This window comes from Nocardioides abyssi (assembly GCF_030412915.1).
In the GTDB taxonomy this organism is placed as follows: domain Bacteria; phylum Actinomycetota; class Actinomycetes; order Propionibacteriales; family Nocardioidaceae; genus Nocardioides; species Nocardioides abyssi.
Window position 1 is genome coordinate 823,277 of the sequence record NZ_JAUHJR010000001.1, and the last position, 26,663, is coordinate 849,939.

A 26,663-nucleotide genomic window follows, 5' to 3' on the forward strand; every position below is an offset into this window, starting at 1 on the left:
ATGAGCGCGACGACGAGCGGGCTCCGCAGCCGGGTGGAGGTGGCGCGGCTGCCGCGCGACCTCCACCCGCTGGCGTGGTACGCCTGGGCGATCGGCCTCGCCGCCGCCGCCTCGTCGACGACCAACCCGCTCGTGCTCGGCCTGCTGCTCGCGGTGGCGAGCCTCGTGGTCGTGGCCCGCCGCTCCGACCAGCCCTGGGCAGCGTCGTTCCGGCTCTACCTCTGGCTGGCCCTGCTCGTGGTCGTGCTCCGCGTGGTCTTCCGCATCGTCTTCGGCGGCACCTATCCCGGCACGGTCCTGCTCGACCTGCCCGAGGTGCCGCTGCCGGACTGGGTGCTGGGGGTGACCCTGCTCGGCGCGGTCACGCGCGAGGGCCTGCTGGGCGGGGTGTACGACGGGCTCCGGCTCGCAACGATCATCGTCTGCATCGGCGCCGCCAACGCGCTGGCCAACCCCAAGCGGCTGCTCCGCTCGGTGCCGCCGGCGCTGCACGAGGTCGGCACCGCGCTCGTCGTCGCGGTGACCGTGCTGCCGCAGCTGGCCGACAGCGTCCGCCGGGTGCGGGCCGCCCAGCAGCTGCGGGCCGGCGAGCAGCGGCGGGTCCGCGGCCTGCGCCGCGTGCTGGTGCCGGTGCTCGAGGACGCCCTCGAGCGGTCCCTGGCCCTCGCCGCGGGCATGGACGCCCGGGGGTACGGCCGGGCGCCGGGTCAGACCCGGCGCGAGCGGTGGACGACCGGTGCCTTCCTGCTCCTCGGCCTCGGCGGCATCTGCGTCGGGGTCTACGGCGTGCTCGACCGGACGGCACCGCGGGTGCTCGCCGCCCCGGTGCTCGTGCTCGGCCTGGTCGCCGCCGTCGCCGGCCTGACGACCGCCGGCCGGCGGGTGCGGCGCTCCCGCTACCGCCCCGACCGCTGGCGCTGGCCCGAGCTCGCCGTGCTCGGCTCCGGCGTGGTCGTGGCCGCGGTCGGGGTGTGGGCGAGCCGCGAGCAGCTGACCATCGCCTACCCCGACCTCACCGGCGTGCCCGAGATCAGCCTGGCCCTGCTCGTCGGCGTGCTGGTCGGTGCCGTGCCGGCGCTCGTCGCCCCCGAGCCCGTCTCCCGCACCAGGGCGGTGGCCGCGTGATCGAGCTGCGCGACATCTCCTTCCGCTACGACGAGGCCTCCGCACCGGTGCTCGACGGCGTCGACCTGCTCATCGAGGAGGGCGAGCTGGTGCTGGTCAGCGGCCCGACCGGGGTCGGCAAGTCGACCCTGCTCGGTGTGGTGACCGGGCTGGTGCCGCGGTTCTCCGGGGGCGTGCTCTCCGGCGACGTCCTGCTCGACGGTGCCAGCGTCGTCCGCGCGGCCCCGCGCGACCGCGCCCACGTCGTCGGGTACGTCGGCCAGGACCCGGCCGCCGGGTTCGTCACCGACACCGTCGAGGAGGAGCTCGCCTACGGCATGGAGCAGCTCGGGCTCCCGCCGGAGACCATGCGCCGCCGGGTGGAGGAGACCCTCGACCTGCTCGGCATCGCCGCGCTGCGCGACCGCGACCTGCGCACCCTCTCCGGCGGCCAGCAGCAACGGGTGGCGATCGGCGCGGTGCTGACCATGCACCCCCGCCTGCTCGTGCTCGACGAGCCGACCAGCGCGCTCGACCCCACCGCGGCCGAGGAGGTGCTGGCGACCCTCACCCGGCTCGTGCACGACCTGGGCGTCTCGGTGCTGCTCGCCGAGCACCGGCTCGAGCGGGTCGTGCCCTTCGCCGACCGGATGGTGCTGCTCGACGGCTCCGGCGCGGTCCGGGTGGGGGAGACCGCAGAGCTGCTCGCGACCTCGCCGGTGGTGCCGCCGATCGTCGAGCTCGGCCGGCTGGCCGGCTGGCACCCGCTGCCGCTCAGCGTCCGCGACGCCCGCCGCCGCGCCCGGTCGCTCACCCTCGCCGCGCCGCAGCCGACCGCCGAGCCGCAGCCCACCGGCGTACCCCTCCTCGGCGCGCGGGCGCTCACCGTCGTCCACGGCCGCACCACCGCGCTGCGCGAGGTCGACCTCGACCTCGACGGCGGGCGGGTGACCGCGCTGATGGGACGCAACGGCGCCGGCAAGTCCTCGCTGCTGTGGGCGCTGCAGGGCAGCCGCAAGCGGCGTGCGGGCAGTGTCGACGTCGCCGGCCGCGACCCCCAGCGACTCGCGCCGGCCGACCGGCGGGCCGTGGTCGGGCTGCTGCCGCAGGACGCCGCCGACCTGCTCTACCTCGAGACCGTCGCCGAGGAGTGCGCCGCCGGCGGGCCCGGCACGCGGGCGATCCTCGCCTCGCTCGTGCCGGACGTGCCCGACGACGCCCACCCCCGCGACCTCTCCGAGGGCCAGCGCCTCGCGCTCGCGCTCTCGCTGGTGCTGGCCGCGCGCCCGCAGGTGCTGCTGCTGGACGAACCGACCCGCGGGCTGGACTACGCCGCGAAGAAGGTGCTGGCCGCGACCCTGCGCCGGCTCGCGGCCGAGGGCCACGCCGTGCTCGTCGCGACCCACGACGTCGAGTTCGTCGCCCAGGCTGCCGACCAGGTCGTCGTGCTCGCCGAGGGCGAGGTCGTCTCCTCCGGGCCCGCCGACCGGGTGCTGCCCGAGTCGCCGTCGTTCGCGCCCCAGGTCACCAAGGTCCTCGGCCCGCCCTGGCTGCGGGTCGACCAGGTCGCGGCCGCGCTGGAGTCGGCGTGAGCACGACCGGGGCGGTGCGGGTCTCCCGGCGCTCGGCGCTCGTGCTGGCGGTGGCGTCGCTGGCCGGGCTGATGATGCTGTGCTGGCCGCTGCTGCTGCAGGCGCCCGGCGAGGCGCGGGTCGACCCGCCGTTCCTCTTCGTCGCGCTGCTGCCCGTCGTGGTCGCGGTCGTCCTCGCCGAGCTCACCGAGGGCGGGCTCGACGCCCGAGTGCTGGCGATGCTCGGCGTGCTCAGCGCCGTGCAGGCGGTGCTCCGCGCGGTCTCCGCCGGTACGGCCGGGGTCGAGCTGGTCTTCTTCATGCTGGTGCTGGCCGGGCGGGTCTTCGGCCCCGGGTTCGGCTTCGTGCTCGGCTGCACGTCGCTGTTCGCCTCGGCGCTGATGACCGCCGGCGTCGGCCCGTGGCTGCCCTTCCAGATGATGTGCTCGGCCTGGCTCGGCATGGGGGCCGGGCTGCTGCCGCGGCGGGTGCGCGGGCGGTGGGAGATCGCGATGCTGGCGGCGTACGGCGTCGTCGCGGCGTACCTCTTCGGCGCGCTGATGAACCTCTCGTCGTGGCCGTTCCTGCTCGGCGTGCAGGTGCCCGGCCACGAGGGGTCGCTGGCGTTCGTGCCCGGGGCGCCGCTGCTCGACAACCTCTCGACGTTCCTCGTCTACACGCTGGTCACGTCGACCGGCAGCTTCGACACCGTCCGGGCGGTCACCAACCTGGTCGCGATCGTGCTGCTCGGGCCGGCGGTGCTCACCACGCTGCGCCGGGCCGCCCGGCGCGCCACCGTCGTCGGGACCGTGCGGTCCGCGGACGACGCGCAGGAGCCCGTCAGGGCTTGAGCACCAGGATCCGGTCGTCCTCGTCGGCCGGGTCGCCGCGCCCGTCGCGGTTGCTGGTGGTCAGCCACAGCCGGCCGTCGGGCGCGAGGGCGACGGTGCGCATCCGGCCGAGCTCGCCGACCAGGAACGCCTCCGGCTCGCCCGCGCCGTCGCCGTCCACCGGCACCCGCCAGAGCCGCTCGCCGCGCAGCGCCGCGAGGTAGAGGTGGCCGTCGGCGTACGCCAAGCCCGAGGGGGAGGCCTCGTCGGTGCTCCACTGGGCCTGCGGGTCGACGAAGTCGCCGCTCGGGCCGCCCTCGACGGTGCCCTCGGCGCGGCCCTCGGCGCGGCCCTCGACCTCGGGCCAGCCGTAGTTGGCGCCCTTCTCGATGAGGTTGAGCTCGTCCCAGGTGCTGTCGCCGAACTCCGAGGCCCACAGCCGACCCTCGCCGTCGAACGCGAGGCCCTGGACGTTGCGGTGGCCCCACGACCACACGGGGGAGCCGAACGGGTTGCCGGGCGCCGGGTCCCCGTCGGGGGTGATCCGCAGGATCTTGCCGCCGAGGTCGTCGCGGTCCTGCGCGCGTGCGGGCTCGCCGATCTCGCCGGTGGAGACGTAGAGGTGGCCGTCGGGGCCGAAGAGCAGCCGGCCACCGTCGTGGATGAAGCCATTCGGGATGCCGGTCAGCACGTCCTCGGTCGGGCCGAGGCGGTCGCCGTCGAGCTCGGCGCGCACCACCCGGTTGTCCTCGCCGGTGGTCACGTAGAGGTAGACCAGCCGGTCCTGCTCGAAGTCCGGCGAGAGCGCTACGCCGAGCAGCCCGGCCTCGCCCTCGGGCGCGGCGGCGTCGACGGCGCCGAGCTCGGTCACCTCGCCGTCCGGGGAGACCCGCAGGACGCGGGTGGTGTCGCGCTCGGTCACGATCGCGTCGCCGTCGGCGAAGAAGTCCAGGCCCCAGGGCGCCTCGAGCCCCGTGACCGCCGTGGCCACGACCCGCGGCCGCCTCGACGTCGGCAGCTCGACCTGCTCGCCACCGGCGGAGCCCGCGGACGGGTCGGTCGAGGGACCGGCGGAGGAGCTGCCCGACGAGCTCGCGGACGGGCTCGCCGGCGCGGTGCCGGTGACGTCGATGTCGACCTCGTCGCCGCCCTGGCCGCAGCCGGCCAGGACGACCGGCAGCACGAGCGCGCCGACGGCGTACGCCGCGAGCGTGCGGCGGGTGCGCCGGTGCGGGTCGCGCATCAGGCGGCCCGCTCGTCGCCGACGCGCGCGACCAGCTCGAGGAGCAGCCGGTGCACCTCGTCGGGGTGCTCCATCTGCACGAAGTGGGAGCCGGGCAGCTCGACGTAGGTGCCGTCGGCGACCCGCGCGGCGGCCGTCTCCATGTGCCGGGCGCCGGCCAGCAGGTCCCACCGGCCCGCGACGAAGACGCACGGCACGCCGACCCGGCTCAGCGGGACGCGGCGGTGCTGGGCGGTGGTGAGGGCCATGTGGAAGTACCAGTCGATCGGCGTGCTGAGGAACTCCTTGACCGCCGCGGCCGTCAGCTGCGGGTCGGCCACGGGGAACATGAAGCCGGTGTGGCTGAGCACCGCCACGGTCTTCTCGCCGATCGGCAGGCGGGACGTGACCGGCGTGATCGCGCGGCCGACGACCTTGACCGCCCGGGTGATGCCGGTCGTCGCGACGCGGGCGGCCACCCGCGGCAGCCGCAGCGGGCCGAGCATCGTGGAGAACGTGTCGCCCGGCACGCCGGCCACGGCGAGGAGCCCGCTGACCCGCTCGGGGTGGTCGACGGCGAGCTGGAACATCGTGTTGACCCCGATCGACCAGCCCATGACGACCGCGCGATCGAGGCCGAAGTGGTCCATCACCGACAACGCGTCCTCGACGAGCTCGTCGACGCCGCACGCGTCGGGGTCGGCCGGGCGGTCCGAGCCGCCGGTGCCGCGGTGGTTCCACGACACGACCCGCACGCCGCAGTCGGGCTCGAGGAGGGCCGGCCAGGCCAGCGGGTTGGTGCCCAGCCCGTTGCACAGCAGCACGGTCGGCCCGGCGATGCGACCCTCGGGGTCGTTGGTCCACGCGCGCAGCCGGGTGCCGTCGTCGGAGAGCACGTCGCGGAACGCGATGGTGGCGGCGGGCGCGGTGCGCGCGGTCGACTGCATGGCTCCAGCGTGCCAGAGCAGCCCTCCGCCCGGCCGCCGTTCGTGGTGGAGGTAACGGGATGGCCGCGGAGCGGGAACTTCCCAAGTTGACTTGGGATCCTCACGCTCCGCGGCCGATGCAGTGGCAGGGAAGCGGGAGGAATGGCCGCGAAGTGACCCCACCGGTCACACCAGCACCACCCAGCGCCGCCGGTCGAGCGAGGTCGGAAGAGGTCGCCGGCCCGAGGCCCCGAGAGCGGCCCCGGCCGGCGACCTCAGCCGTGCGCGACGCGACGGGTCGGGGCCGCCGGGGCGGCCGTCCCCGCCCGGGCGGCCAGGAACTCCTCCACCTCGGTGCGCTCGGCACGGCGTTGGGCCAGCGCGGTGGAGGCGACCATGGCGTTGCGCCTGGCCTGCCGCTGCGACTCCTCGGGCCACTCCCGGACCCGGCGGACGAGGGTCGGGAGGAGCGGGACGGTCGCGCGGAGGGCCATGGCTCGACGCTAGGAGGCCGCGGCGACGCCCGGGTCACCCGCGTGTGACGAGCCGGTGAACGGGCCCGGGCCGGCCGGGCGGGCGGCCGAGCGGGCGGCCGAACCGGGGAGCTAGTCGGGCACCGGATCGGCCAGCGTGCGGCCCGACCGGGTGGCCCCGACGCTCGCCACCACCACGCAGGTCATCGCGAGCCACTGCACGGGGGCCAGCAGCTCGCCGAGCACGAGGATGCCGGCGAGTGCCGCGGCGGCCGGCTCCAGCGACATCAGCACGCTGAAGACCGACGGGCTGATCGACCGGAGCGCCACGAGCTCGCAGGTGTAGGGCACGACTGAGCTGAGCAGGCCCACCAGCGCACCGATCGCGACGACGTGCAGGTCGGCCAGCTGGTCGCCGTACCTCCCCAGCGCGACGGGGGAGAGCAGCAGCGTCGCCACGACGCTCGCCACCGCCAGCCCGTCGAGGCCGCGCCAGCGCGCGCCGGTCTCCGCGCTGAGCAGGATGTACGCCGCCCACGCGGCGCCGGCGAGGACGGCGTAGGCCACGCCGGCGAGGTCGAGGTCGGTGCGCTCGAAGCCGAGCAGGAGCACCCCGATGCCGGCGAGGCCGACCCAGGCGAGGTCGCGCAGCCGGCGCGACCCGAGCACGGCGAGCGTCAGGGGGCCGACGAACTCGATGGTGACCGCCAGCCCGAGCGGGATGCGCTGGAAGGACTGGTAGATCGCCCAGTTCATGCAGCCCAGCGACGCGCCGTACCCCAGCACGACCAGCCAGTCCTGCCGGGTCTTGCCGCGCAGCGCCGGCCGGGCCACCGCGACCAGCACCAGCGCGCTGGTCACCAGCCGCAGCCAGACGATCGTGCTGGGCGAGACCTCGTCGAAGAGCGACTTGGCGACCGAGGCGCCGAGCTGCACCGAGGCGATGCCGACGAGGACGAGCCAGACCGGGGAGACCGACCGGACCGGCGCCGATGAGTTCGTCCGCGTCACCGGGTCAAGGTAGGGGACACGCCCACGGCGGGAGGAGCGGGGATGGCACGCGGCACGGTGGTGATGGTGGGGACCCGCAAGGGCCTCTGGGTCGGGCGCTCGGACGAGGCCCGCGAGCAGTGGACCCTCAGCGGTCCGCACTTCGCGATGGAGGAGGTCTACTCCTGCCTGGTCGACACGTGCGGCGGGCGGGTGCGGCTGCTGGCCGGCGCGTCGTCGACGTGGCTGGGCCCGCAGGTGTGGCGCTCCGACGACCTCGGCGAGACCTGGGAGCAGACGCCGGGCGGGGCGGTGCGCTTCCCCGAGGACGTCGACTCCTCGGTCGAGCGGGTCTGGCAGTTGGTGCCTGGTGCCGAGGAGGGCGTGGTCTGGGCCGGCACCGAGCCCGGCGCGGTCTTCCGGTCGACCGACCACGGCGAGACCTTCACGCTCGAGCGGGCGCTGTGGGACCACCCGCACCGCGCCCAGTGGGGCGAGGGCTTCGGCGGCCAGGCGTTCCACACCGTGCTGCCGCACCCGACCGACCCCGCGTCGGTGACGGTCGCGATCTCGACCGGCGGCGTCTACCAGACCTCCGACGGCGGCGCGTCGTGGCGCCCGCGCAACGTCGGCATCAAGGCGGAGTTCCTGCCCGAGGGCGAGCAGTTCCCCGAGCTCGGGCAGTGCGTCCACAAGGTGACCCGCCACCCGGCACGGCCCGAGCGGTTCTACCTGCAGAACCACGGCGGGGTCTACCGCTCCGACGACCACGCCGCGACGTGGACCTCGATCGCCGACGGCCTGCCCAGCGACTTCGGCTTCCCGGTCGTCGTGCACCCCCACGACCCCGACACCGTCTACGTCTTCCCGCTCGGCGACGGCCGGTTCCCGCCCGAGGGCCGGGCGCGGGTCTGGCGCTCGCGCGACGCGGGGGAGTCGTGGGAGGAGCTCGGCGAGGGGCTGCCCGACGGGGTGTGGGCCGCGGTGGTGCGCGACGCGATGTGCACCGACGAGCACGCCGAGGCCGGGGTGTACGTCGGCGCGCGCAACGGCACCGTGTGGTGCTCCACCGACGCGGGCGACACCTGGCGCACCCTCGTCGCGGACCTCCCGGACGTGGTGGTGGTCCGCGCCGCGGCCGTCTGACCGGTCACACCGGGTGGGACGGGCCGGGGGCCGTCGGAGGCCGCGACTAGGCTGCCGCCATGACCCAGCAGGACCCCCAGAAGCCCACGCCCGACATCAAGCCCCGCTCCCGCGACGTCACCGACGGCCTCGAGCGGGCCGCGGCGCGAGGGATGCTGCGGGCGGTCGGGATGGGCGACGACGACTGGGAGAAGCCCCAGATCGGCGTCGCGTCGAGCTGGAACGAGATCACCCCCTGCAACCTGTCGCTGGACCGCCTGGCGAAGGCCGTCAAGGGCGGCGTGCACGCGGCCGGCGGCTTCCCGATGGAGTTCGGGACGATCTCGGTCTCCGACGGCATCTCGATGGGCCACGAGGGCATGCACTACTCGCTGGTCTCCCGCGAGGTCATCGCCGACTCGGTCGAGGTCGTCATGAGCGCTGAGCGCCTCGACGGCTCGGTGCTGCTGGCCGGCTGCGACAAGTCGCTGCCGGGGATGATGATGGCCGCGGCCCGCCTCGACCTCTCCAGCGTCTTCCTCTACGCGGGCTCGATCATGCCGGGCAACGTGGACGGCAAGGACGTCACGATCATCGATGCCTTCGAGGCCGTCGGCGCCTGCTTGGCCGGCAAGATCTCCCGCGAGGAGGTCGACAAGGTCGAGCGCGCGATCTGCCCCGGCGAGGGCGCCTGCGGCGGGATGTACACCGCCAACACGATGGCCGCGGTCGCCGAGGCGATCGGCATGTCGCTGCCCGGCTCGGCCGCGCCCCCGGCCGTCGACCGCCGCCGCGACGGCTTCGCCCACAAGTCCGGCGAGGCCGTGGTCAACCTGCTGCGCCAGGGCATCACCGCCCGCCAGATCATGACCAAGGAGGCGTTCGAGAACGCCATCACCGTCGTCATGGCCCTCGGCGGCTCCACCAACGCCGTGCTCCACCTGCTGGCCATGGCCCGCGAGGCCGAGGTCGACCTGACCATCGACGACTTCAACCGCATCGGCGACAAGGTGCCGCACCTCGGCGACCTCAAGCCGTTCGGCAAGTACGTCATGTACGACGTCGACAAGGTCGGCGGCATCCCGGTCGTCATGAAGGCGCTGCTCGACGCGGGCCTCATGCACGGCGACTGCCTCACCGTCACCGGCAAGACCCTGGCCGAGAACCTCGCCGACCTGGCCCCGCCGGACCTCGACGACGACGTCATCCGCAGCCTCGACCGCCCGATCCACAAGACCGGCGGCCTGACCATCCTCAAGGGCTCGCTGGCCCCCGAGGGCGCGGTCGTGAAGTCGGCCGGCTTCGACGAGTCGGTCTTCACCGGCACCGCCCGGGTCTTCGACGGCGAGCGCGCCGCGATGGACGCCCTCGCCGAGGGCCGCATCGTCGCCGGCGACGTGGTCGTCATCCGCTACGAGGGCCCCAAGGGCGGCCCCGGCATGCGCGAGATGCTCGCGATCACCGGGGCGATCAAGGGCGCCGGCCTCGGCAAGGACGTCCTGCTCCTCACCGACGGCCGCTTCTCCGGCGGCACGACCGGCCTCTGCGTCGGCCACGTCGCGCCCGAGGCCGTCGACGGCGGCCCCATCGCGTTCGTCCGCGACGGCGACCAGATCACGCTCGACGTGCTCAACCGCAGCCTCGAGGTCGAGATCGACGACTGGGAGGACCGCAAGGTCGGCTGGACCCCCAACCCGCCGAAGTACACCCGTGGCGTCCTGGGCAAGTACGCCGCCACCGTCCGCTCCGCCGCGCACGGCGCGGTCACGAGCTGACGGGCGCCTCGACCGGGTCCCGGGCCGAGCGGCTCCTGCGGGAGCTGCTCGGCTTCGGGCCGCACGCCGGCGCGCACCGGGTCGCCGCCCGCGCCGGGGTCTCGGTGCTGGTGCCGCTGCTGGTCCTGCTCGCCGCCGACCGCGTCGAGTGGTCGATCTACGCCGCGTTCGGCGCGTTCACCTCGCTCTACGGCCGCGAGCGGGTCGGCCCCCTGCGGGTCCGCCTGCAGACCGAGGTCGGGGTCCTGCTCACCGGCGTGGTGGCCGCGGGCGTCCTCGTCGGCTCCTCGTCGCACCGCGCCTGGTTGGCTGTCCCGCTGGCCGCGCTGCTCACCGCCGGCGCTGCCCTGCTCTCGGACCGCCAGCGCTGGCACCCGCCCGGCGCCCTCTTCCCGGTCTTCGCCTTCACCGCGTGCGCGTCGATCCCCAGCGACCCGGCCGACGCGCTGGTCGCGGCGCTCGTCGCCGGCGCCACGGCGGCGTACGCCCTGCTCGTGGGGAACGCCGGCGCCTGGCTCCGCCGCCAGTGGGGGTACGCCGCCGTGCGGCCGCCCGCCGACCGGACCACGGGCCTGTGGCGCCACGTCGGGCCGAGCGCGCTCGCGGTGCTGCTGGCCGGGTCGCTGGCGACCGGGCTGGGGATCGGCCACCCCTACTGGGCGATGGTCTCGGCCGTGGTGCCGCTCGTGGCCGCCGACCCGCTGCGGCAGGTGGTCCGCGGGGTGCACCGCGTGCTGGGCACCGCGGCCGGGCTGGCGCTCTCCGGCATGCTGCTCGCCCTCGACCTGGCGCCGCTCGGCACGGTGCTGGTCGTCGTGGCGCTCCAGGTGGCGGCCGAGCTGCTCATCGGCCGCAACTACGCGGTGGCGCTGGTGGCCGTCACCCCGCTCGCGCTGCTGATGATCCACCTCGTCTCCCCGGTGCCGACCTCGACGCTGCTGCTCGACCGGGGCGTGGAGACCGTGATCGGCGTCGTCGTCGGCCTGGTCGTCGGTGGCGGCGCCCGCGCCCTGGCCCTCCGGGGGCGACGGGGCAGGATGGCGGGATGAGCCTGCGCTTCCCCCGCCCCCTGCGCCCCGGCGACCGGATCGGCGTGACCGCGCCGTCGGCGGGCGTCCAGCCCTCGATGCGCGGCCGTCTCGACGCGGCGGTCGCCGCGCTGGCCGACCGCGGCCTCGAGACGGTGCTCGGGGAGTGCCTCGGCACGCCCGGGGTGACCTCGGCGCCCAAGGAGCGCCGCGCGGCCGAGCTGACCGCGATGCTCTGCGACCCGACGATCGCCGCCGTCGTGCCGCCCTGGGGCGGCGAGCTCGGCATCGACCTGCTCGACCTCCTCGACTGGGACGCGCTGGCGCAGGCGGAGCCGACCTGGCTGGTCGGCTTCAGCGACACCTCGCTGCTGCTCGTCGCGCTCACCACCCGGCTCGGGTGGGGCACGCTGCACGGCGGCAACTACATGGACAGCCCCTACGACCCGCCCGAGGGGCTGCTGCACTGGGTCGACGTGGCGTCGGCGACCGGGCCGGTGGCCCAGCGCAGCCCCGGGCGCTACCGCTCGACCGGCTGGGACGACTACGAGGCCGACCCCGGCGTGCGGACGATGACGCTCGACGCCACCGGCTCCTGGTCGGTCCTCGGCGGGGGCGGCGCCGACGTGACCGGCCGGCTCATCGGCGGCTGCGTGGAGATCATGGGCCCGATTGCCGGCACGCCGTACGGCGACGTCGCGGCGTTCGGCCGCGAGCACGCCGACGAGGGGCTGCTGGTCTACCTCGAGGCCTGCGAGGACGGCCCGTTCACGATCGGTCGGATGCTGCACGGCCTCCGCCTGGCCGGCTGGTTCGAGCACGCCAACGCGGTGCTGGTGGGCCGCACGGCCGCGCCGGACCACCCGTCGATGAGCCAGCGCGAGGCGGTCGCCGACGCGCTCGGCGGCCTCGACGTGCCCGTCGTGCTCGACGTCGACCTGGGGCACGTCCAGCCGCAGGCCCCGCTCGTCAACGGCGGCCGGGCCCGGGTCGTCGTCGACGGCACCCGCCACGAGGTGGTGCAGGAGTGGTGAGCGAGCCGGCGCGTCCCGTCGGCGAGGTGGTCCCCGGCTGGACGCCCCGCCCGCTGCCGCAGTCGGTGACGATGACGGGCCGCTACGTCCGCGTCGAGCCGCTGGCCCTCGACCACACCGAGCCGCTGCACGCCGCGCTCGGCCGGCCCGAGCACGCCCCGCTGTGGACCTACCGCCCCACCGGCCCGCCCGACGACGCCGCCGGGATGCGCGACCTGCTGCGCCCGCTGGTCGAGCACCCGGAGGCGCGGACGTACGCGATCGTGCCGACCGAGGGTCCGGCCGCCGGCGAGCCGGCCGGCCTGGCGACGTACTGGCGCGTCGAGCCCGTCCACGGCGTCGTCGAGATCTCCAGCGTGCTCTTCTCCCGCCACCTCCAGCGCACCCGCGCCGCGACCGAGGCGATCCACCTGATGGTCGCGCAGGCGGTCGAGGAGTGGGGCTACCGCCGGGTGGAGTGGAAGTGTGACTCCCTCAACGAGCCGAGCCGGCGGGCGGCGGCGCGGCTGGGGTTCACCTACGAGGGGCGCTTTCGGCGGCACATGGTCACCCGGGGCCGCTCGCGCGACACCGACTGGTTCGCGGTCGTCGACGAGGACTGGCCGCACGTGCGGGCCGCCCACGAGCGGTGGCTCGACCCGGCCAACTTCGACGACGCCGGCCGCCAGCGCACCCGCCTGGCCGTCGAGCTCACTCCCCGCCCAGGCCCGCCCTCCGCGCGGTGATCATCGCCTGGGCGCGGTCGGGGACGCCGAGCTTGGCCAGCACGTTGGAGACGTGGTTGCGCACGGTCTTCGGGCTCAGCACCAGCCGCCGGGCGATGGTGGCGTTGTCGTAGCCGCGGGCCACCAGGTCCAGCACCTCCCGCTCGCGGTCGGAGAGCTCGGGGAAGGGCACCTGCACCGACGTCCGGCTGCCGGTCAGGCTCGCCATCGCCCGCGCCGCGACCTGCGGGCCCATGATCGCCTCGCCGTTGGCGACCGCCCGGATGCCCCGCTCGACCTCCTCGGGGGACGCCGACTTGAGCAGGTAGCCCCGCGCGCCGGCGCGGACCGCGGCCACCACCGACTCGTCGTCCTCGTCCATCGTGATGACCAGGACCGCGAGGTGCGGCAGGGCGCGGACGAGGGTGCGGGTCGTCTCGATCCCGGAGTCCTCGCCGAGGTGGAGGTCCATCAGGACCACGTCGACCTCCTCGGTGACCCGCTCGACGGCGCGAGCGGCGTCCTCGGCCAGGGCGACCACCTCGATGCCGTCGAGCGAGCCGAGCAGCCCGGCCATGCCGAGCCGGAAGACGGGGTGGTCGTCGACGACCGCGACCCGGATGGGGCGGGTGGTGGGCTCAGTCATGGCGCTCCTCCGGGTGGGTCGGCTCGACGGGCAGGACGGCGCGGACGACGGTGCCGCCGCCGGGCGCAGGGGTGACGTGGAGGCTGCCGCCCTGCTCGAGTGCGCGCTCGCGCATGGAGCGCGACCCGACGCCCGCGACGGCGTCCGGGGCGATGCCGCGGCCGTCGTCCACGACCTCGAGCACGAGCCCGCCGTCGCTGCGCTGCGCCATCACCCGGCAGCGGGAGGCGCCGGCGTGCCGCACGACGTTGGTGACGGCCTCCGAGGCGATGCCGTACGCCGCCGCGGCGACCAGCGGGTGCAGCTGGTCGAACCGGTCGGTCACCACCTCCACGCGCAGGTCGCCCGCGCCGTGGCGGGCGCCCAGCTCGGTGAGCGCCGCGCCGAGCCCCAGCTCGTCCAGCACGGGTGGGAGCAGGTGGTGGGAGAGGCTGCGGACGCCGGCGACCGCGGCGTCGACCTCGCCCTGGAGGTGGCCGAGCAGCTCGGTGGCCGCGGCCGGGTCGGTGGCCAGCAGGTTGCGCGCCCCCTGCAGCCCGAGCCGGATGCCGGCGAGCGAGGGACCGAGCCCGTCGTGGATCTCGCGGCGGATGACCCGCCGCTCCTCCAGCCGCACCGACGCCAGCCGCACCCGCAGCGCGTCGACGTCGGCCGCGGCCCGGGCGACGGCCACGGACGCGGCCAGCACGGAGCCGAGGTCGGCGAGGGTCGCGAGGTCGCGCGGCGCCAGCGACTCCCCGGGCCGCGGGGTCACCTCGAGCGAGCCGACCCGCTCGCCGCGGTGGCGCAGCGCCAGCTCCTGCGGCTGCTGGGTGGGTCGGCCCCAGCGGACCGGCTCCATCCCGTCGGCGAGCACCGCGACCGACTCCAGCCGGGCCGACCGGCCGACGTCCTCGGCCAGCGACGCGAGCAGCTCGGCGACCGGCGCGTCCCCGACCAGCTGCGAGCCGAGCCGCCGCACGACGCGATCGGGGTCGGCGGCGTCGCCGTACACCAGCCGGTGCACGCGGCGGGCCAGCACGATCCGCGCCGGCTGCACGGCCACCGCGACCGACGCGGCCGCCACCAGCTGGGCCGTGCCCTCGCCGGGCAGGACACGCGTGAGCAGCACCACCACCAACAGGTAGAGCCCGACCAGGCCGGTCGCCAGCAGGCCGGCGAGCACCGTCCGGCTGACGACGAGGCCGAGGCCCCACAGCCGGTTGCGCAGCACCACGACGAGGACCGCCGCGGGGAAGACGGCCTGCGAGGCCAGGTGCATCGCCGGGGTCACCCAGATCGGCAGGGTCACCGACGTGACCACCAGCGGCAGGAACGACAGCGCGAGCACGAGCGTGCCGAGCGCCAGCCAGCCCAGGCCGGTGCGCTCCTCGACCGGGCCGCGTCGCCGGCGCACCTCGACCGCCAGCGCGGCCACCACCCCGAGCGCGATCGCCAGGCGCACCCAGTCGAAGAAGTGCGGGTCCAAGCGGTAGGACGCGACCGGCAGCCACACCGCCAGCGCCGCACCGGCGGTCACCGCCACCCACTCGACCGGCCCCAGCGCGCGGTCGCGCACCAGCCAGGGCACCACGAGGAAGAGCGCGAGCGTGCCCGGCATCCACGCCGTGCCCTGGAGCGTCGAGACCTGCTCGACCCACGGCAGCCCGGCGTGGCGCAGGTCGAGCATCGAGTACGTCGCGCCGAGCGCGGCCAGTCCGCCGCCGACCGCCGCCACCGCGAGCAGCCACGGCACCGGGTGGGAGCGCCGGGCCAGCGTCACCGCCGCGACCGTGCCGTAGACGCCACCCACGGTCAGGTCGACCAGCAGGAACCACATCCGCTCGTCGACCGGCGGGCGGGCCAGCGCGAGGAGCACCAGCGCGGCCACGACCAGCGCCCAGGACACGACCGCCACGGCGCCGGCCACCAGCGGGCGCCCCACCGGCCGGGTGCCCGGCGCGGGCAGGGGGAGCAGCGGGGCGGTGGGCGGCTGCAGGCCCGTGTCGAGGGTCGACATGGCGCGCAGCGTAGGCGGCGCCGGGGCCGCCGCGCGGGGGTTCGGCACGTTCTTCCCTCAGGCGCGGCGTGGCCGGTCGCCGCGGTCGCCCAGCGCGAAGCCCAGCCCGAGGACCAGGACCAGGACGGGGCCGGGCATGCCGGCGAGGTACTGCAGCGGCGACATCCCGGCGACCAGCGTCAGCCCGCCCAGCACGGCGCAGACCCAGCCGAGCCACCGCGGGGCCGCGGCGTGGCGCAGCGCGGCCACCGCGACGGCGACGCCGGTGACCCCCGCGCCCACCCACAGCCACGGCACGGTGCCGACCCAGTGCGCCACGACGGCGGCGAACTCGGTGGTCAGCGGCCACTCCTCGTCGCCGACCGCGAAGATCGTCTCGGTCGTGAACGCGGAGCCCATCAGCGCGACGACGCTCGTCAGCAGCAGGCCGCCGGCCGCCACGTCCGGCAGCAGGCTGCCGGCCGGAGCCTGGTCCTGCAGCCGGCGGCGCAGGCCGGCCGCGACGACGAGCAGCAGCACGCACGCCACCATCGAGGCGACGTGCAGCACGACCAGCTGCGGCACCTGGTCGGCCAGCCGGTCGGCGATCGCCTCGGCGCCGCGGGCGTCGTCGGAGTACGCCGCGTCCACCCGCATCGAGGACTGCACCGCCACGACGCCGGCCAGGCCGGCCACCGCCCCGGCCGCGCCCCAGGCACGGCCGCCCCGCGGCGTACGTCGGGAGGGAGAGGTGGTGGGGCCGGGGGGCGGGGTGGTGAGGGCGTCGATCGCGGTCATGGTGGGCTCCTGGAGGCAGGGGAGGGGTGCTGCTCGGTCGCCCCGAGCCTGGTGCGCCTGCCGTCCCGGCCGGGAGGGCGGGGCGTCCCGAGTCGCTGGGCAGTGCCGGGAGGTGTGTCGGCCGGTGGTGTCGGCGGGTGCTGTCGGCGGGTGGTGGCAGGGTCGGCCCATGGACCAGCGGATCAGCTTCGTGACGCTCGCGGTGGCCGACCTCGGCGCGAGCCGCGCCTTCTACTGCGACGGGCTCGGGTGGGAGCCGGCGCTCGAGGTGCCCGACGACGTCGTGATGATCGGGGTGGGGGAGCGGCTCGTGCTCTCGCTCTGGGCGCGTGCGGCGTTCGAGGCCGAGGTCGGCCCGATCGCGACCGGGCCCGGGGTCGCCCCGTTCACCCTCGCCCACAACGTCGCGACCCCGGCGGAGGTCGACGCAGTGCTGGCCACCGCCCGCGCCGCCGGCGCCGACCCCGTGCAGCCGGCGCAGCCGCGGGCGTGGGGCGGTTACACCGGTTACTTCGCCGACCCCGACGGGTATCGGTGGGAGGTCGCGCACAACCCCGGACCCATCGGACTGAAGGTGCTGCCATGAGCGATCCCCGTGACGAGTCGGAGCCGGGCGCGCAGGGTGGCCCGCACCCCGGCGCCCAGGTCCACGGCGAGACCACGGTCGAGCCGACCACCCAGGCGATGAACGCCGCTCCCGGCGCCGGCGGGCAGGACGACCGCACGGTGCTGTCGGGCCACGAGGTGGAGGCCGAGCTGCTCGCCGACTGGCGGGTCATGTTCGACCAGCTCCACGCCCGCTTCGACACCGGCGACTTCGCGACCGGCCTGCGCCTGGTCGCCGCGATCGGCGAGCTCGCCGAGGCGGCCGACCACCACCCCGACGTCGAGCTGACGTACGCCGCGGTCGTGGTCCGCCTGGCCAGCCACGACGTCGGCGGGGTGACCCAGCGCGACGTGCGGCTCGCCCGCAGCATCAGCGACGCGGCCGGCCGGGTCGGCGCGACGCCCGAGCCGCACCGGCTGTCGGTCCTGGAGCTGGCCCTCGACACCCACGACCTCGAGGCGGTCCGCCCGTTCTGGGCGGCGCTGCTCGGCTACGAGGGCGACGACGAGACTCCCGACGAGCTGCGCGACCCCACCGGACACGGGCCCACCCTGTGGTTCCAGGAGTCCGAGCCGCGCACCCCTGGCGACGTCGAGCAGCGCTTCCACCTCGACCTGCGCGTCCCGCCGGAGGTCGCCGAGGCCCGCGTCCGCGCCGCCGTCGAGGCCGGCGGCACGCTCGTGGACGACGGTGCCGCCCCGCGGTTCTGGGTCCTCGCCGACGCCCAGGGCAACCGGGCGTGCATCACCACCTGGCTCGGCCGCGACGCCTGACGGTCGCCCGGGCACCCGTGAGGTTCATCGGGGACCCGATGGACCTCACGGTCCCCCGATGAAACTTCGTCGGGGGACCGTCAGCTTCGCCGGGGCCCCGACGAAGCTGACGCCCGCGACCCCGGCCCAACATGTGGGACTTGCGTCCCGTATGCTGGGACGGCAGCCGTGACCGGGTGACGGGCGCGGGGCCGGGCGGCTACCGTGGTCGCATGCGCCAGGACCTCCTTGTACGCACGCGACGCGTGGGCTGAGCCAGACGGCTCCCGCCAGCGCGTCACCCCTCGCCGCCTGCGGCCGAGGGGTTTTTTGTTGGGCAGGCACAGGCAGCACCAGGCACCACCACCGGAACGGGGAAGCAGGAATGACCGAGCAGATCACGGGCGCACAGAGCCTGGTCAGGTCGTTGGAGGCCGCGGGGGTCACCGACATCTTCGGCATCCCGGGCGGCGCCATCCTCCCGGCGTACGACCCGCTGATGGACTCCTCGATCCGCCACGTCCTCGTCCGCCACGAGCAGGGCGCCGGCCACGCCGCGCAGGGGTACGCCGCGGCGACGGGCCGGGTGGGCGTGTGCATGGCGACCTCGGGGCCGGGCGCCACGAACCTCGTCACGCCGATCGCGGACGCCCACATGGACTCCGTGCCGATGGTGGCCGTCACCGGCCAGGTCGGTGCGGCGATGATCGGGACCGACGCCTTCCAGGAGGCCGACATCCGCGGCATCACGATGCCGATCACCAAGCACAACTTCCTGGTCACCGATCCCGCGGACATCCCGCAGCGGGTGGCCGAGGCCTTCCACATCGCCTCCACCGGCCGCCCCGGCCCGGTCCTGGTCGACATCGCGAAGTCGGCGCTGGAGGCGGCGACGTCGTTCCGCTGGCCGACCGAGCTGCAGCTGCCCGGCTACCGCCCGGTGACCAAGCCGCACGCCAAGCAGATCCGCGAGGCGGCCAAGCTCATCCTCGAGTCGCGCCGGCCGGTGCTCTACGTCGGAGGCGGCACGATCCGCTCCGGCGCGTCGGCCGAGCTGCGGGCGCTCGCGGAGCTGACCGGCATGCCGGTCGTCACGACGCTGATGGCGCGCGGGGCGTTCCCCGACAGCCACCCGCAGCACCTGGGCATGCCCGGCATGCACGGCTCGGTCTCCGCCGTGGCCGGCCTGCAGAAGTCCGACCTGATCATCAGCCTCGGCGCGCGCTTCGACGACCGGGTCACCGGCCGGCTCGACTCGTTCGCCCCGGGCGCCAAGGTCATCCACGCCGACATCGACCCGGCGGAGATCGGCAAGAACCGGCACGCGGACGTCCCGATCGTCGGCGACTGCCGCGAGGTCATCGCCGACCTGGTCACGGTGCTCAAGGCGGAGGCCGACGCCGGGCACACCGGCGACTTCGAGGCGTGGGCGGAGTTCCTCTCCGGGATCAAGCGCCGCTACCCGCTGGGCTACGAGACCCCGGCCGACGGCAGCCTCGCGCCGCAGTACGTCATCCAGCGCCTCGGCGAGATCGCCGGCCCCGACGCGATCTACACCTCCGGCGTCGGCCAGCACCAGATGTGGGCCGCGCAGTTCATCGGCTACGAGAAGCCGATGACCTGGCTCAACTCCGGCGGCTTGGGCACGATGGGCTACTCGGTGCCGGCCGCGATGGGCGCCAAGGTCGGTGCGCCGGACACCACGGTCTGGGCGATCGACGGCGACGGCTGCTTCCAGATGACCAACCAGGAGCTGGCCACCTGCGCGATCAACGACATCCCGATCAAGGTCGCGATCGTCAACAACGAGTCGCTCGGCATGGTGCGGCAGTGGCAGACGCTCTTCTACAACGAGCGCTACTCCAACACCGACCTGCACTCCAAGCGGATCCCCGACTTCGTCAAGCTCGCCGAGGCCTACGGCTGCGTCGGCCTGGCCTGCGAGACCCCGGCCGACGTCGACGCGACCATCGAGAAGGCCATGTCGATCAACGACGTGCCCGTCGTCGTCGACTTCCGCGTCAACCGCGACGCGATGGTCTGGCCGATGGTCGCCGCCGGCAAGAGCAACGACGAGATCAAGTACGCACGTGACCTCGCACCCGACTTCGACCGGGTCGAGGACGACTGGGAGGTCCGCCCCGCATGAGCAAGCACACCCTGAGCGTCCTGGTGGAGGACAAGCCCGGCGTGCTCGCCCGGATCGCCGGCCTCTTCAGCCGCCGCGGCTTCAACATCGACTCGCTCGCCGTCGGCCCCACCGAGCACGCCGACGTCTCGCGGATGACCATCGTCGTCAACGTCGAGTCGTCCCCGCTGGAGCAGGTGACCAAGCAGCTCAACAAGCTGGTCGAGGTCATCAAGATCGTCGAGCTCGACCCGACCGCATCGGTCGACCGCGAGCTCGTCCTGGTCAAGGTCGCCGCCACCGCGGAGACCCGGGGCCAGGTGCTCGACACCGTCCAGCTCTTCCGGGCCAAGGTCATCGACGTCGCCCCCGACGCCGTCACGATCCAGATCACCGGCAACGCCGGCAAGATCGCCGACTTCCTGCGCGTGCTCGAGCCGTTCGGCATCCGCGAGCTCGTGCAGTCCGGGATGGTCGCGATCGGCCGCGGCTCGCGGTCGATCTCCGAGCGCAGCCTGCGCCCGGTCACCGTCCCCGCCCGCCCCGCCGCCGGCTGACCGCCGACCCCGGCCCGCCGGCGTACCCCTCACCGGACCAGCACCACCGACACCGACTGCCGCCAACCGGCAGGACCCAACCAGAAGGAGAAGCCCTCGTGGCTGAGATGTTCTACGACGACGACGCCGACCTGTCCCTGATCCAGGGCAAGAACGTGGCCGTCATCGGCTACGGCAGCCAGGGCCACGCCCACGCGCTGTCGCTCCGTGACTCCGGTGTCGACGTGCGCGTCGGCCTGCAGCCCGGCTCGAAGAGCCGTGAGAAGGCCGAGGCCGAGGGCCTGCGCGTCGTCACGCCGGCCGAGGCCGCGGAGGAGGCCGACGTCATCGTCATCCTCGCCCCCGACCAGCACCAGCGGAAGATCTACGCCGAGGAGATCGCCCCCCACCTCGCCGAGGGCGACACCCTGGTCTTCGGCCACGGCTTCAACATCCGCTTCGGCTACATCACCCCGCCCGAGGGCGTCGACGTCTTCATGGTCGCGCCGAAGGGCCCCGGCCACCTCGTGCGTCGTGAGTACGTCGACGGGCGCGGCGTGCCCGTGCTCGTCGCCGTCGAGAAGGACGCCTCGGGCACCGCCTGGGACCTCGCGCTGTCCTACGCCAAGGGCATCGGCGGCCTGCGTGCCGGCGGCATCAAGACCACCTTCACCGAGGAGACCGAGACCGACCTGTTCGGCGAGCAGGCCGTCCTCTGCGGTGGCGCCTCGCAGCTGGTGCAGTACGGCTTCGAGGTCCTCACCGAGGCCGGCTACCAGCCCGAGGTCGCCTACTTCGAGTGCCTCCACGAGCTGAAGCTGATCGTCGACCTGATGTACGAGGGCGGCATCGCCAAGCAGCGCTGGTCGGTCTCCGACACCGCCGAGTTCGGTGACTACGTCTCCGGCCCGCGCGTCATCGACGAGCGCGTGAAGCAGAACATGGTCGCCGTCCTCGAGGACGTGAAGAACGGCTCGTTCGCCGAGCGCTTCATCACCGACCAGGAGAACGGCTCGCCGGAGTTCAAGAAGTTCCGCGAGCAGGGCGAGCAGCACCCGATCGAGAAGACCGGGCGCGAGCTGCGCAAGCTCATGGCGTGGGTCAAGAGCCACGACTCGGACTACACCGAGGGCACCGCCACGCGCTGACGCGAGCCGCACCAGGAACAAACGCGGGCAGGCGACGCGTTCCGGTCTCATGCGCATCGAGATCTGGAGCGACGTCGTCTGCCCGTGGTGCTACGTGGGCAAGCGCCGTCTGGAGAAGGCCCTCGCGGGCTTCGAGCACCGCGACGCCGTCGAGGTCGTCTACCGCTCCTTCGAGCTGGACCCCTCCGCCCCGCGGCACGGCCACGAGTCGACGCTGAGCCAGCTGGCCAAGAAGTACGGCCAGTCCGAGGAGCAGATGCGCGCCGGCATGCAGTCGCTCATCGAGACGGCCGCCGGCGAGGGGCTGGACATGAAGCTCTTCGACAACGTCCACACCAACACCGTCGACGCCCACCGCCTGCTGCACCTGGCGCTCGAGACCGGCGGCCCCGCGCTGCAGCGCGAGCTCAAGGAGCAGCTGCTGGCGGCGTACTTCCTGCGGGCCGAGGACGTCGGCGACCACGACGTCCTGCGCGCCGCGGCCCGCACCGCCGGGCTCACCGCGGCGGCGGGGGAGGAGCGCGTGGACGCGGTCCTCGCGAGCCAGGAGTACGCCGACGCGGTCGCCGCCGACGTCGCCCAGGCCCGGGCGTACGGCGCCACGGGCGTGCCGTTCTTCGTCGTCGACCAGCGCTACGGCGTCTCCGGCGCCCAGCCCACCGAGGTCTTCGAGCAGGTGCTCACCCAGGCGTGGGCCGAGGCCAACCCGGTCCTCACGCCGGTCGGTGGCGACGCCGACGCCTGCGGCCCCGACGGCTGCGCCATCTGAGCGTCGGGTTCTCCCGGACGGCGGCGGGGCACCGGGGCGCCGTGCAGACCTTCCTCCCGTACGCCGACTTCGACCGCTCGGCCCGCGTGCTCGACCAGAAGCGCCTGGGGAAGCAGCGCGTTGAGTGCATCCAGGTCATCCGCGGCCTGACCTACCCGACGTACGGGTGGCGGAACCACCCGGCGGTCAAGATGTGGCGCGGCCACCTCGAGGCGCTGGGGCGCTACTCCTTCGCGTGCTGCGAGGCGTGGGTGGAGCTGGGGTACGGCGACACCTGCGCGGCCACGATCGGCACCGACCTGGCCTCCGCGGGCGTGCGCGACGTGCGCACCCAGGCCGAGCTGGCCGACGCGGGCGCGCTGCCGCCGTGGCTCGGCGACGAGGCGCTGCACCGCAGCCACCAGTCCAACCTGGTCCGCAAGGACCCCGACTTCTACGGCCCGCTCTTCCCCGAGGTGCCCGACGACCTGCCCTACGTCTGGCCGGGCGACCCGACCGCGGCGGCCTGACCCACGAGCCGGCTCAGGCCTGGGCCCCCAGGTCGACCAGCCGCTCGACCCCGAGGTCCTCGAGGAACCGCTGGTCGTGGCTGGCCACCACCAAAGCCCCGCGGTAGGACGCGAGCGCCGAGACGAGCGCGTCGTACGACGCCAGGTCCAGGTTGTTGGTCGGCTCGTCGAGCAGCAGCAGCTGCGGGGCCGGGTCGGCCAGCAGCAGCGCGGCCAGCGTCGCGCGGAACCGCTCACCGCCCGAGAGCACACCGACCGGACGCTCCGCGGCCCGGCCGCGGAAGAGGAACCGGGCCAGCCGCGCCCGCACCTCGCCCGGCTCGTGACCCGGCGCCCGGGCGGCGACGTTGTCGGCCACGCTGAGGGCGTCGTCGAGCAGGTCGAGCCGCTGGGTGAGGAAGGCGACCGGCACCAGCGCCTCCTCGGCCAGCTGGCGCAGCAGCGTGGTCTTGCCCGACCCGTTGGGCCCGACCACCGCGACCCGGTCCGGCCCGCTGACCGGCAGCACGCCGTCGAGCACGACCCGGCCGCGCGGCACCTCGGTCCCGGGCAGGTCGATCCGGATCTCCCGGTCCTCCCGCAGGCGGGACTCCGCCTCGTCGAGCCGCCCGCGGGCGGCGTCCAGCCGCTCCTCGTGCACCTTGCGGTAAGACGCCGCCGATCGCTCCGCAGCGTTGCGCTTCCTCCCCGCGAGGATCGGCGGCAGGCTGCCGGACAGCTGGACGGCCCGGCCCTGCCGCCGGCGCTGCGCCAGGACCCGCTCCGCCTCGACCCGGTCCGCCTGCTGACGCCGCAGGTCGGACCGGGCCGCGGTGACGGCCCGCTCGGCGGCCTCCTGCTCCGCGGCGACCTTCGCGGCGTAGGACGACCAGCCTCCGCCGTACCACCGCACGGAGCCGTCGCGGAGCTCGCCGATCCGGTCGACGCGCTCGAGCAGCTCGCGGTCGTGGCTGACCACGAGCAGGGTCCGGTTCCAGCCGGAGACCAGGTCGTGGAGGTGGCCGCGGGCCTCGGCGTCGAGGTTGTTGGTGGGCTCGTCGAGCAGCAGCACGTCGGGACGGTCGAGCAGGACGCGCGCGAGCCCCAGGCGGGTGACCTCGCCGCCGGAGAGCTCGCCGAGGCGGCGGTCGAGCACGTCGGCGGGCAGGCCGAGGCGGGCCAGCTCCGCCACCGCTCGGTCCTCGGCGTCCCAGTCGTCGCCGACGACGTCGTAGTCGGCCTGGTCGAGCGACCCGGCCTCGACGGCGCGGAGGGCACGCCGCAGCGCCGTGAGGCCGAGGAGGTCGGCGACCGGTCGGGCGGGGTCGGCGGTGAGGTCCTGGCGCAGGTGGCCGACCTCGCCCGCCACCGTGACGTGACCGCGGGTGGGTCGCAGCTCGCCGGCGGCGAGCCGCAGCAGGGTCGACTTGCCGGAGCCGTTGAGGCCGACCAGGCCGGAGCGGCCGGGCGGGACGAGCAGGTCGAGCCCCCGCAGCGCGGGGGTGCCGTCGGGCCAGGTGAGCTCGACGGAGGAGAAGGTGACGACGGACGCGGGCATGGTGCTCCCGGGGAGGCGAGGACGGTGCGTCGCAGCGGCCGGACGGCTCGGCAGCGGCGCGAGGATCCACCTCAGAGGAGCAACGGGGGTCCTGTCGTTCGGGGATGGGACGGGCCGAACCCTACGACCGCGTCGCCGGCCCCTCCACCGGTTTTCGGCTCAGGCCACCATCACCCGGCCGGTGCGCCGGCCCGCGGCACCGGCGGGGCGGTCGCGCACGGCCGCCCACGCCGCGGCCAGGCGGCGCACCGCCTCCTCCAGCTCCGGGGCGGGGCGCGTCCACGGGATGCGCACGAAGCGGTCGAGCCCGCCCGAGACGGCGAAGACCGGCCCCTCCGCGACGATCACGCCGCGCTGCTCGGCCTCGGCGGTGACGGCGGTGGCGAGCGGCCGCGGCAGCTCGCACCACACCGCGAGCCCGCCGCCGGGTAGCCGGAACCGCCACTCCGGCAGGTGCTCGGCGAGCGCCGCCGCGAGCGCGTCGCGCTGTTCGCGCAGCCGGGTGACGTGGTCGGGCAGCACCGGGCCGTCGGCCAGCAGGCGCGCCAGCACGAGCTGCTCGAGCACCGGTGCGCCGAGGTCCATCGCCACCCGGGCGTGGGTCAGGTCGGCCATCCGCTCGTGCGGCGCGCGGATCCAGCCCAGCCGCAGGCCGCCCCAGAAGCTCTTGCTCGCGCTGCCGATCGTGATCGTCCCCGGCGCGTGCGCGGCGAACGGCCGCGGCATCGCCTGCCCGTCGAGCGCCAGCGCCTGGTGCGCCTCGTCGACCACCGCGACCGTGCCCGCCCGGCGCAGGTGGTCGGCGTACTCCTCGCGCTGGGCGTCGCTCATCAGGTGACCGGTGGGGTTCTGGAAGTCCGGCACGAGGTAGGCCATCCCCGGCCGGGTCTGGCGCAGCACGGCGCCGACCGCGTCGAGGTCCCAGCCATCGGGGTCGACCGGGGCCTCGACCAGCCGCGCGCCGGTGCGCCGCAGCGCCTGCGTCGCGTTGGGGTAGACCGGCGACTCCACCAGCACCCGCTGACCGCGACCCGTGAACGCCGCCGCCACGATGCCGGCCGCGCTCAGCGCCCCGGGCGTGACCATCACCTGCGCCGGGTCGGTCGGCAGGCCGCGCGCCTCGTAGGTCGCCGCGATCGCCGCCTGCAGCCGGGGCAGGCCGGCGGGGAAGTAGCCGTGGCCGCCGAGGTACGCCGGCAGGTCGGCCGCCGCGTCCGCGTACGCCGCCGCGAGCCCCGCCGGGGCCGTGGCCGCCGCGCAGTTCAGGTCGATCGCCGCGTCGTCGCCGGGCCGGGGGAGCAGCGCCCGGTCGTGGGACCTGGCGCGCCCGCCCGGGACCCGGGTGAAGGTGCCCGCGCCCTGGCGGGCCTCGGCGTACCCGCTCTCGCGCAACGCGGCGTACGCCCTGGTCACCGTGGTGCGAGACACCCCCAGCGCGTCGGTGAGCTCGCGCTCGCTCGGCAGCCGCGCGCCCAGCGGCACGCGGCCGTCCCCGATGAGCAGGGTGAGGGCGTCGGCCAGCCCGGCGTACGCCGGCGTCCGGCTGAACCCGGTGACGAGCGTGGCGACCCGGGCGGCGCTGACGGTCTGCTGCATGCAGACCACTCTCGCACGATTGGCTATTGGTGAGCAGTCCAATCGGCGCGCATGCTGGACCGGTGACCGACCTCGCCGCCCGCCCCGTGCTCGCCGACCTCGGACCGCTCGCCCAGCTCCGGGCCGGCCGGCTCCCGCGACGGCTCGTGCAGCTCTACGTCGGGCTGGTGCTCTACGGGGTCTCCCTGGGGATGATGGTCCGCTCCGACCTCGGCCTGGCGCCGTGGGACGTGCTGCACTCCGGCCTGATCCGCTACCTGCCGATCACGCTGGGCCAGGCCGTCGTGCTGATGAGCTTCGTGGTGCTGCTGCTGTGGATCCCGCTCCGCGAGGTGCCCGGCCTCGGCACGGTCAGCAACGCGGTCGTCGTCGGCCTCTCCGCCGACGCCACCCTCTGGGCGCTCGACCGGCCCGACTCGCTCGTCCTGCGCGTGCTGCTCGTCGTCGGCGGCGTCGCGCTCTGCGGGTACGCCGGCGCCATGTACATCGGCTCCCAGCTCGGCCGCGGCCCCCGCGACGGCCTGATGACCGGCCTGGCCCGCCGCACCGGCCGCTCCATCCGCCTGGTCCGCACCGGCATCGAGGTCACCGTCGTCCTCGTCGGGCTCCTCCTCGGCGGCGTCCTGGGCCTCGGCACCGTCCTCTACGCCCTCGCCATCGGCCCGCTGACCCAGGCCTGGCTCCCCGGCTGGACCATCGCGCTCGACCCCTCTGCGCGCTCGTTGTCCACAGGCGGGCGGCCGTCGCGGGGGTAGTCCGTGACGTTCGGCAGGTGAAAACGCCGGATCCGCCTGCGGGACGTCACGGACTACCCCGCCACCGCGCTCGCCCAGCTGGTCCCGGCTGGCCGACCCCGGCGGGCCCGAGCCCGGTCGCG

Annotated in this window: 25 protein-coding genes; 16 read left to right on the forward strand and 9 right to left on the reverse strand. The window is 75.0% G+C overall.

What is annotated here, in order from left to right; genetic code table 11:
- The 3 genes from QWY29_RS04045 (at position 1) to QWY29_RS04055 (ending at position 3,526) form a co-directional block, all read left to right on the forward strand.
- On the forward strand, positions 1-1,125 hold the full coding sequence (locus tag QWY29_RS04045) for a CbiQ family ECF transporter T component (RefSeq protein ID WP_300959364.1): 1,125 nt from the start codon (positions 1-3) through the stop codon (positions 1,123-1,125).
- Entirely contained in the window at positions 1,122-2,696 is a 1,575-nt protein-coding gene (locus tag QWY29_RS04050) for an ABC transporter ATP-binding protein (protein WP_300959366.1), read from the forward strand. Before QWY29_RS04045 ends, QWY29_RS04050 begins: the two co-directional genes overlap by 4 nt.
- A gap of 71 nt (positions 2,697-2,767) precedes the next feature.
- Positions 2,768-3,526 (forward strand): ECF transporter S component, encoded by a 759-nt coding sequence (locus QWY29_RS04055; RefSeq protein ID WP_300959600.1) that lies wholly within the window; start codon positions 2,768-2,770, stop codon positions 3,524-3,526.
- Here the strand turns inward: QWY29_RS04055 and QWY29_RS04060 are convergent.
- The 4 genes from QWY29_RS04060 to QWY29_RS04075 form a co-directional block, all read right to left on the reverse strand.
- The gene (locus QWY29_RS04060) at positions 3,516-4,748 is read right to left on the reverse strand and encodes a PQQ-dependent sugar dehydrogenase (RefSeq protein ID WP_300959367.1); all 1,233 of its coding nucleotides are present in this window, start codon (positions 4,746-4,748) and stop codon (positions 3,516-3,518) included. The genes QWY29_RS04055 and QWY29_RS04060 overlap by 11 nt on opposite strands.
- A complete protein-coding gene (locus QWY29_RS04065) occupies positions 4,748-5,674 on the reverse strand; it encodes an alpha/beta fold hydrolase (RefSeq protein ID WP_300959369.1) in 927 nt (308 codons plus the stop codon). The genes QWY29_RS04060 and QWY29_RS04065 overlap by 1 nt, the downstream gene beginning before the upstream one ends.
- A gap of 254 nt (positions 5,675-5,928) precedes the next feature.
- Positions 5,929-6,147 (reverse strand): hypothetical protein, encoded by a 219-nt coding sequence (locus tag QWY29_RS04070; RefSeq protein WP_300959371.1) that lies wholly within the window; start codon positions 6,145-6,147, stop codon positions 5,929-5,931.
- A gap of 111 nt (positions 6,148-6,258) precedes the next feature.
- Positions 6,259-7,137 carry an EamA family transporter gene (locus QWY29_RS04075; RefSeq protein WP_300959372.1) on the reverse strand — a complete coding sequence of 293 codons (879 nt, stop codon included), beginning with the start codon at positions 7,135-7,137 and terminating at the stop codon, positions 6,259-6,261.
- Positions 7,138-7,179: 42 nt separating this feature from the next.
- Here QWY29_RS04075 and QWY29_RS04080 point away from each other — a divergent pair, with 42 nt between their 5' ends.
- The 5 genes from QWY29_RS04080 to QWY29_RS04100 all read left to right on the forward strand — a co-directional run bounded on the left by QWY29_RS04080 (position 7,180) and on the right by QWY29_RS04100 (position 12,803).
- On the forward strand, positions 7,180-8,262 hold the full coding sequence (locus QWY29_RS04080) for a WD40/YVTN/BNR-like repeat-containing protein (protein WP_300959373.1): 1,083 nt from the start codon (positions 7,180-7,182) through the stop codon (positions 8,260-8,262).
- Between the two features lie 59 nt (positions 8,263-8,321).
- Complete coding sequence (gene ilvD, locus QWY29_RS04085) at positions 8,322-10,016, forward strand: dihydroxy-acid dehydratase (protein ID WP_300959374.1); 1,695 nt, start codon at positions 8,322-8,324, stop codon at positions 10,014-10,016.
- Positions 10,017-10,126: 110 nt separating this feature from the next.
- Positions 10,127-11,065 (forward strand): FUSC family protein, encoded by a 939-nt coding sequence (locus QWY29_RS04090; RefSeq protein ID WP_300959375.1) that lies wholly within the window; start codon positions 10,127-10,129, stop codon positions 11,063-11,065.
- The gene (locus QWY29_RS04095; protein ID WP_300959376.1) at positions 11,062-12,078 is read left to right on the forward strand and encodes an LD-carboxypeptidase; all 1,017 of its coding nucleotides are present in this window, start codon (positions 11,062-11,064) and stop codon (positions 12,076-12,078) included. The genes QWY29_RS04090 and QWY29_RS04095 overlap by 4 nt, the downstream gene beginning before the upstream one ends.
- Positions 12,075-12,803, forward strand: a complete 729-nt coding sequence (locus QWY29_RS04100; protein ID WP_300959377.1) for a GNAT family N-acetyltransferase — start codon at positions 12,075-12,077, stop codon at positions 12,801-12,803. The genes QWY29_RS04095 and QWY29_RS04100 overlap by 4 nt, the downstream gene beginning before the upstream one ends.
- On the opposite strand, the gene QWY29_RS04105 is transcribed toward QWY29_RS04100, so the two are convergent.
- Genes QWY29_RS04105 through QWY29_RS04115 form a run of 3 tightly spaced genes read right to left on the reverse strand, consistent with a single transcriptional unit; the run spans position 12,769 to position 16,204 of the window.
- Positions 12,769-13,428: a response regulator gene (locus QWY29_RS04105; RefSeq protein WP_300959378.1), complete on the reverse strand. Its 660-nt coding sequence runs from the start codon at positions 13,426-13,428 to the stop codon at positions 12,769-12,771. The genes QWY29_RS04100 and QWY29_RS04105 overlap by 35 nt on opposite strands.
- Positions 13,421-15,427 carry a sensor histidine kinase gene (locus tag QWY29_RS04110; RefSeq protein WP_300959379.1) on the reverse strand — a complete coding sequence of 669 codons (2,007 nt, stop codon included), beginning with the start codon at positions 15,425-15,427 and terminating at the stop codon, positions 13,421-13,423. Before QWY29_RS04110 ends, QWY29_RS04105 begins: the two co-directional genes overlap by 8 nt.
- A gap of 57 nt (positions 15,428-15,484) precedes the next feature.
- Positions 15,485-16,204 carry a hypothetical protein gene (locus QWY29_RS04115; protein WP_300959381.1) on the reverse strand — a complete coding sequence of 240 codons (720 nt, stop codon included), beginning with the start codon at positions 16,202-16,204 and terminating at the stop codon, positions 15,485-15,487.
- Between the two features lie 169 nt (positions 16,205-16,373).
- Between QWY29_RS04115 and QWY29_RS04120 the strand changes: the two genes are divergently transcribed.
- From QWY29_RS04120 to QWY29_RS04150, 7 genes are all read left to right on the forward strand, one after another.
- Positions 16,374-16,790, forward strand: coding sequence for a VOC family protein (locus tag QWY29_RS04120; RefSeq protein ID WP_300959382.1), 417 nt, complete (start codon positions 16,374-16,376; stop codon positions 16,788-16,790).
- Complete coding sequence (locus QWY29_RS04125; protein ID WP_300959383.1) at positions 16,787-17,584, forward strand: 4a-hydroxytetrahydrobiopterin dehydratase; 798 nt, start codon at positions 16,787-16,789, stop codon at positions 17,582-17,584. Before QWY29_RS04120 ends, QWY29_RS04125 begins: the two co-directional genes overlap by 4 nt.
- A gap of 364 nt (positions 17,585-17,948) precedes the next feature.
- Positions 17,949-19,712 (forward strand): acetolactate synthase large subunit, encoded by a 1,764-nt coding sequence (locus tag QWY29_RS04130; RefSeq protein ID WP_439117382.1) that lies wholly within the window; start codon positions 17,949-17,951, stop codon positions 19,710-19,712.
- The gene (ilvN, locus tag QWY29_RS04135) at positions 19,709-20,248 is read left to right on the forward strand and encodes an acetolactate synthase small subunit (protein ID WP_300959384.1); all 540 of its coding nucleotides are present in this window, start codon (positions 19,709-19,711) and stop codon (positions 20,246-20,248) included. Before QWY29_RS04130 ends, ilvN begins: the two co-directional genes overlap by 4 nt.
- A gap of 98 nt (positions 20,249-20,346) precedes the next feature.
- Positions 20,347-21,375, forward strand: a complete 1,029-nt coding sequence (ilvC, locus tag QWY29_RS04140) for a ketol-acid reductoisomerase (protein ID WP_300959386.1) — start codon at positions 20,347-20,349, stop codon at positions 21,373-21,375.
- A gap of 49 nt (positions 21,376-21,424) precedes the next feature.
- Positions 21,425-22,144 carry a DsbA family oxidoreductase gene (locus QWY29_RS04145; protein WP_300959387.1) on the forward strand — a complete coding sequence of 240 codons (720 nt, stop codon included), beginning with the start codon at positions 21,425-21,427 and terminating at the stop codon, positions 22,142-22,144.
- A gap of 41 nt (positions 22,145-22,185) precedes the next feature.
- Positions 22,186-22,653: an MSMEG_6728 family protein gene (locus QWY29_RS04150; RefSeq protein ID WP_300959388.1), complete on the forward strand. Its 468-nt coding sequence runs from the start codon at positions 22,186-22,188 to the stop codon at positions 22,651-22,653.
- Positions 22,654-22,666: 13 nt separating this feature from the next.
- Here QWY29_RS04150 and QWY29_RS04155 read toward each other — a convergent pair whose 3' ends face one another.
- Both QWY29_RS04155 and yczR read right to left on the reverse strand, forming a co-directional pair.
- Entirely contained in the window at positions 22,667-24,190 is a 1,524-nt protein-coding gene (locus tag QWY29_RS04155; protein ID WP_300959389.1) for an ABC-F family ATP-binding cassette domain-containing protein, read from the reverse strand.
- A gap of 159 nt (positions 24,191-24,349) precedes the next feature.
- Positions 24,350-25,786, reverse strand: a complete 1,437-nt coding sequence (yczR, locus tag QWY29_RS04160; RefSeq protein WP_300959391.1) for a MocR-like transcription factor YczR — start codon at positions 25,784-25,786, stop codon at positions 24,350-24,352.
- 62 nt (positions 25,787-25,848) lie between these two features.
- Between yczR and yczE the strand changes: the two genes are divergently transcribed.
- Positions 25,849-26,541: a membrane protein YczE gene (yczE, locus tag QWY29_RS04165; RefSeq protein WP_300959392.1), complete on the forward strand. Its 693-nt coding sequence runs from the start codon at positions 25,849-25,851 to the stop codon at positions 26,539-26,541.
- The last annotated feature ends 122 nt before the right edge of the window (positions 26,542-26,663 follow it).

Coding starts and splice junctions, on each gene's coding strand:
- QWY29_RS04045 (WP_300959364.1), top strand. CDS start 1: ATGAGCGCGACGACGAGCGGGCTCCGCAGCCGGGTGGAGGTGGCGCGG.
- QWY29_RS04055 (WP_300959600.1), top strand. CDS start 2,768: ATGATGCTGTGCTGGCCGCTGCTGCTGCAGGCGCCCGGCGAGGCGCGG.
- QWY29_RS04060 (WP_300959367.1), bottom strand. CDS start 4,748: ATGCGCGACCCGCACCGGCGCACCCGCCGCACGCTCGCGGCGTACGCC.
- QWY29_RS04065 (WP_300959369.1), bottom strand. CDS start 5,674: ATGCAGTCGACCGCGCGCACCGCGCCCGCCGCCACCATCGCGTTCCGC.
- QWY29_RS04070 (WP_300959371.1), bottom strand. CDS start 6,147: ATGGCCCTCCGCGCGACCGTCCCGCTCCTCCCGACCCTCGTCCGCCGG.
- QWY29_RS04080 (WP_300959373.1), top strand. CDS start 7,180: ATGGCACGCGGCACGGTGGTGATGGTGGGGACCCGCAAGGGCCTCTGG.
- ilvD (WP_300959374.1), top strand. CDS start 8,322: ATGACCCAGCAGGACCCCCAGAAGCCCACGCCCGACATCAAGCCCCGC.
- QWY29_RS04095 (WP_300959376.1), top strand. CDS start 11,062: ATGAGCCTGCGCTTCCCCCGCCCCCTGCGCCCCGGCGACCGGATCGGC.
- QWY29_RS04105 (WP_300959378.1), bottom strand. CDS start 13,428: ATGACTGAGCCCACCACCCGCCCCATCCGGGTCGCGGTCGTCGACGAC.
- QWY29_RS04110 (WP_300959379.1), bottom strand. CDS start 15,427: ATGTCGACCCTCGACACGGGCCTGCAGCCGCCCACCGCCCCGCTGCTC.
- QWY29_RS04115 (WP_300959381.1), bottom strand. CDS start 16,204: ATGACCGCGATCGACGCCCTCACCACCCCGCCCCCCGGCCCCACCACC.
- QWY29_RS04120 (WP_300959382.1), top strand. CDS start 16,374: ATGGACCAGCGGATCAGCTTCGTGACGCTCGCGGTGGCCGACCTCGGC.
- QWY29_RS04125 (WP_300959383.1), top strand. CDS start 16,787: ATGAGCGATCCCCGTGACGAGTCGGAGCCGGGCGCGCAGGGTGGCCCG.
- QWY29_RS04130 (WP_439117382.1), top strand. CDS start 17,949: ATGACCGAGCAGATCACGGGCGCACAGAGCCTGGTCAGGTCGTTGGAG.
- ilvN (WP_300959384.1), top strand. CDS start 19,709: ATGAGCAAGCACACCCTGAGCGTCCTGGTGGAGGACAAGCCCGGCGTG.
- QWY29_RS04145 (WP_300959387.1), top strand. CDS start 21,425: ATGCGCATCGAGATCTGGAGCGACGTCGTCTGCCCGTGGTGCTACGTG.
- QWY29_RS04155 (WP_300959389.1), bottom strand. CDS start 24,190: ATGCCCGCGTCCGTCGTCACCTTCTCCTCCGTCGAGCTCACCTGGCCC.
- yczR (WP_300959391.1), bottom strand. CDS start 25,786: ATGCAGCAGACCGTCAGCGCCGCCCGGGTCGCCACGCTCGTCACCGGG.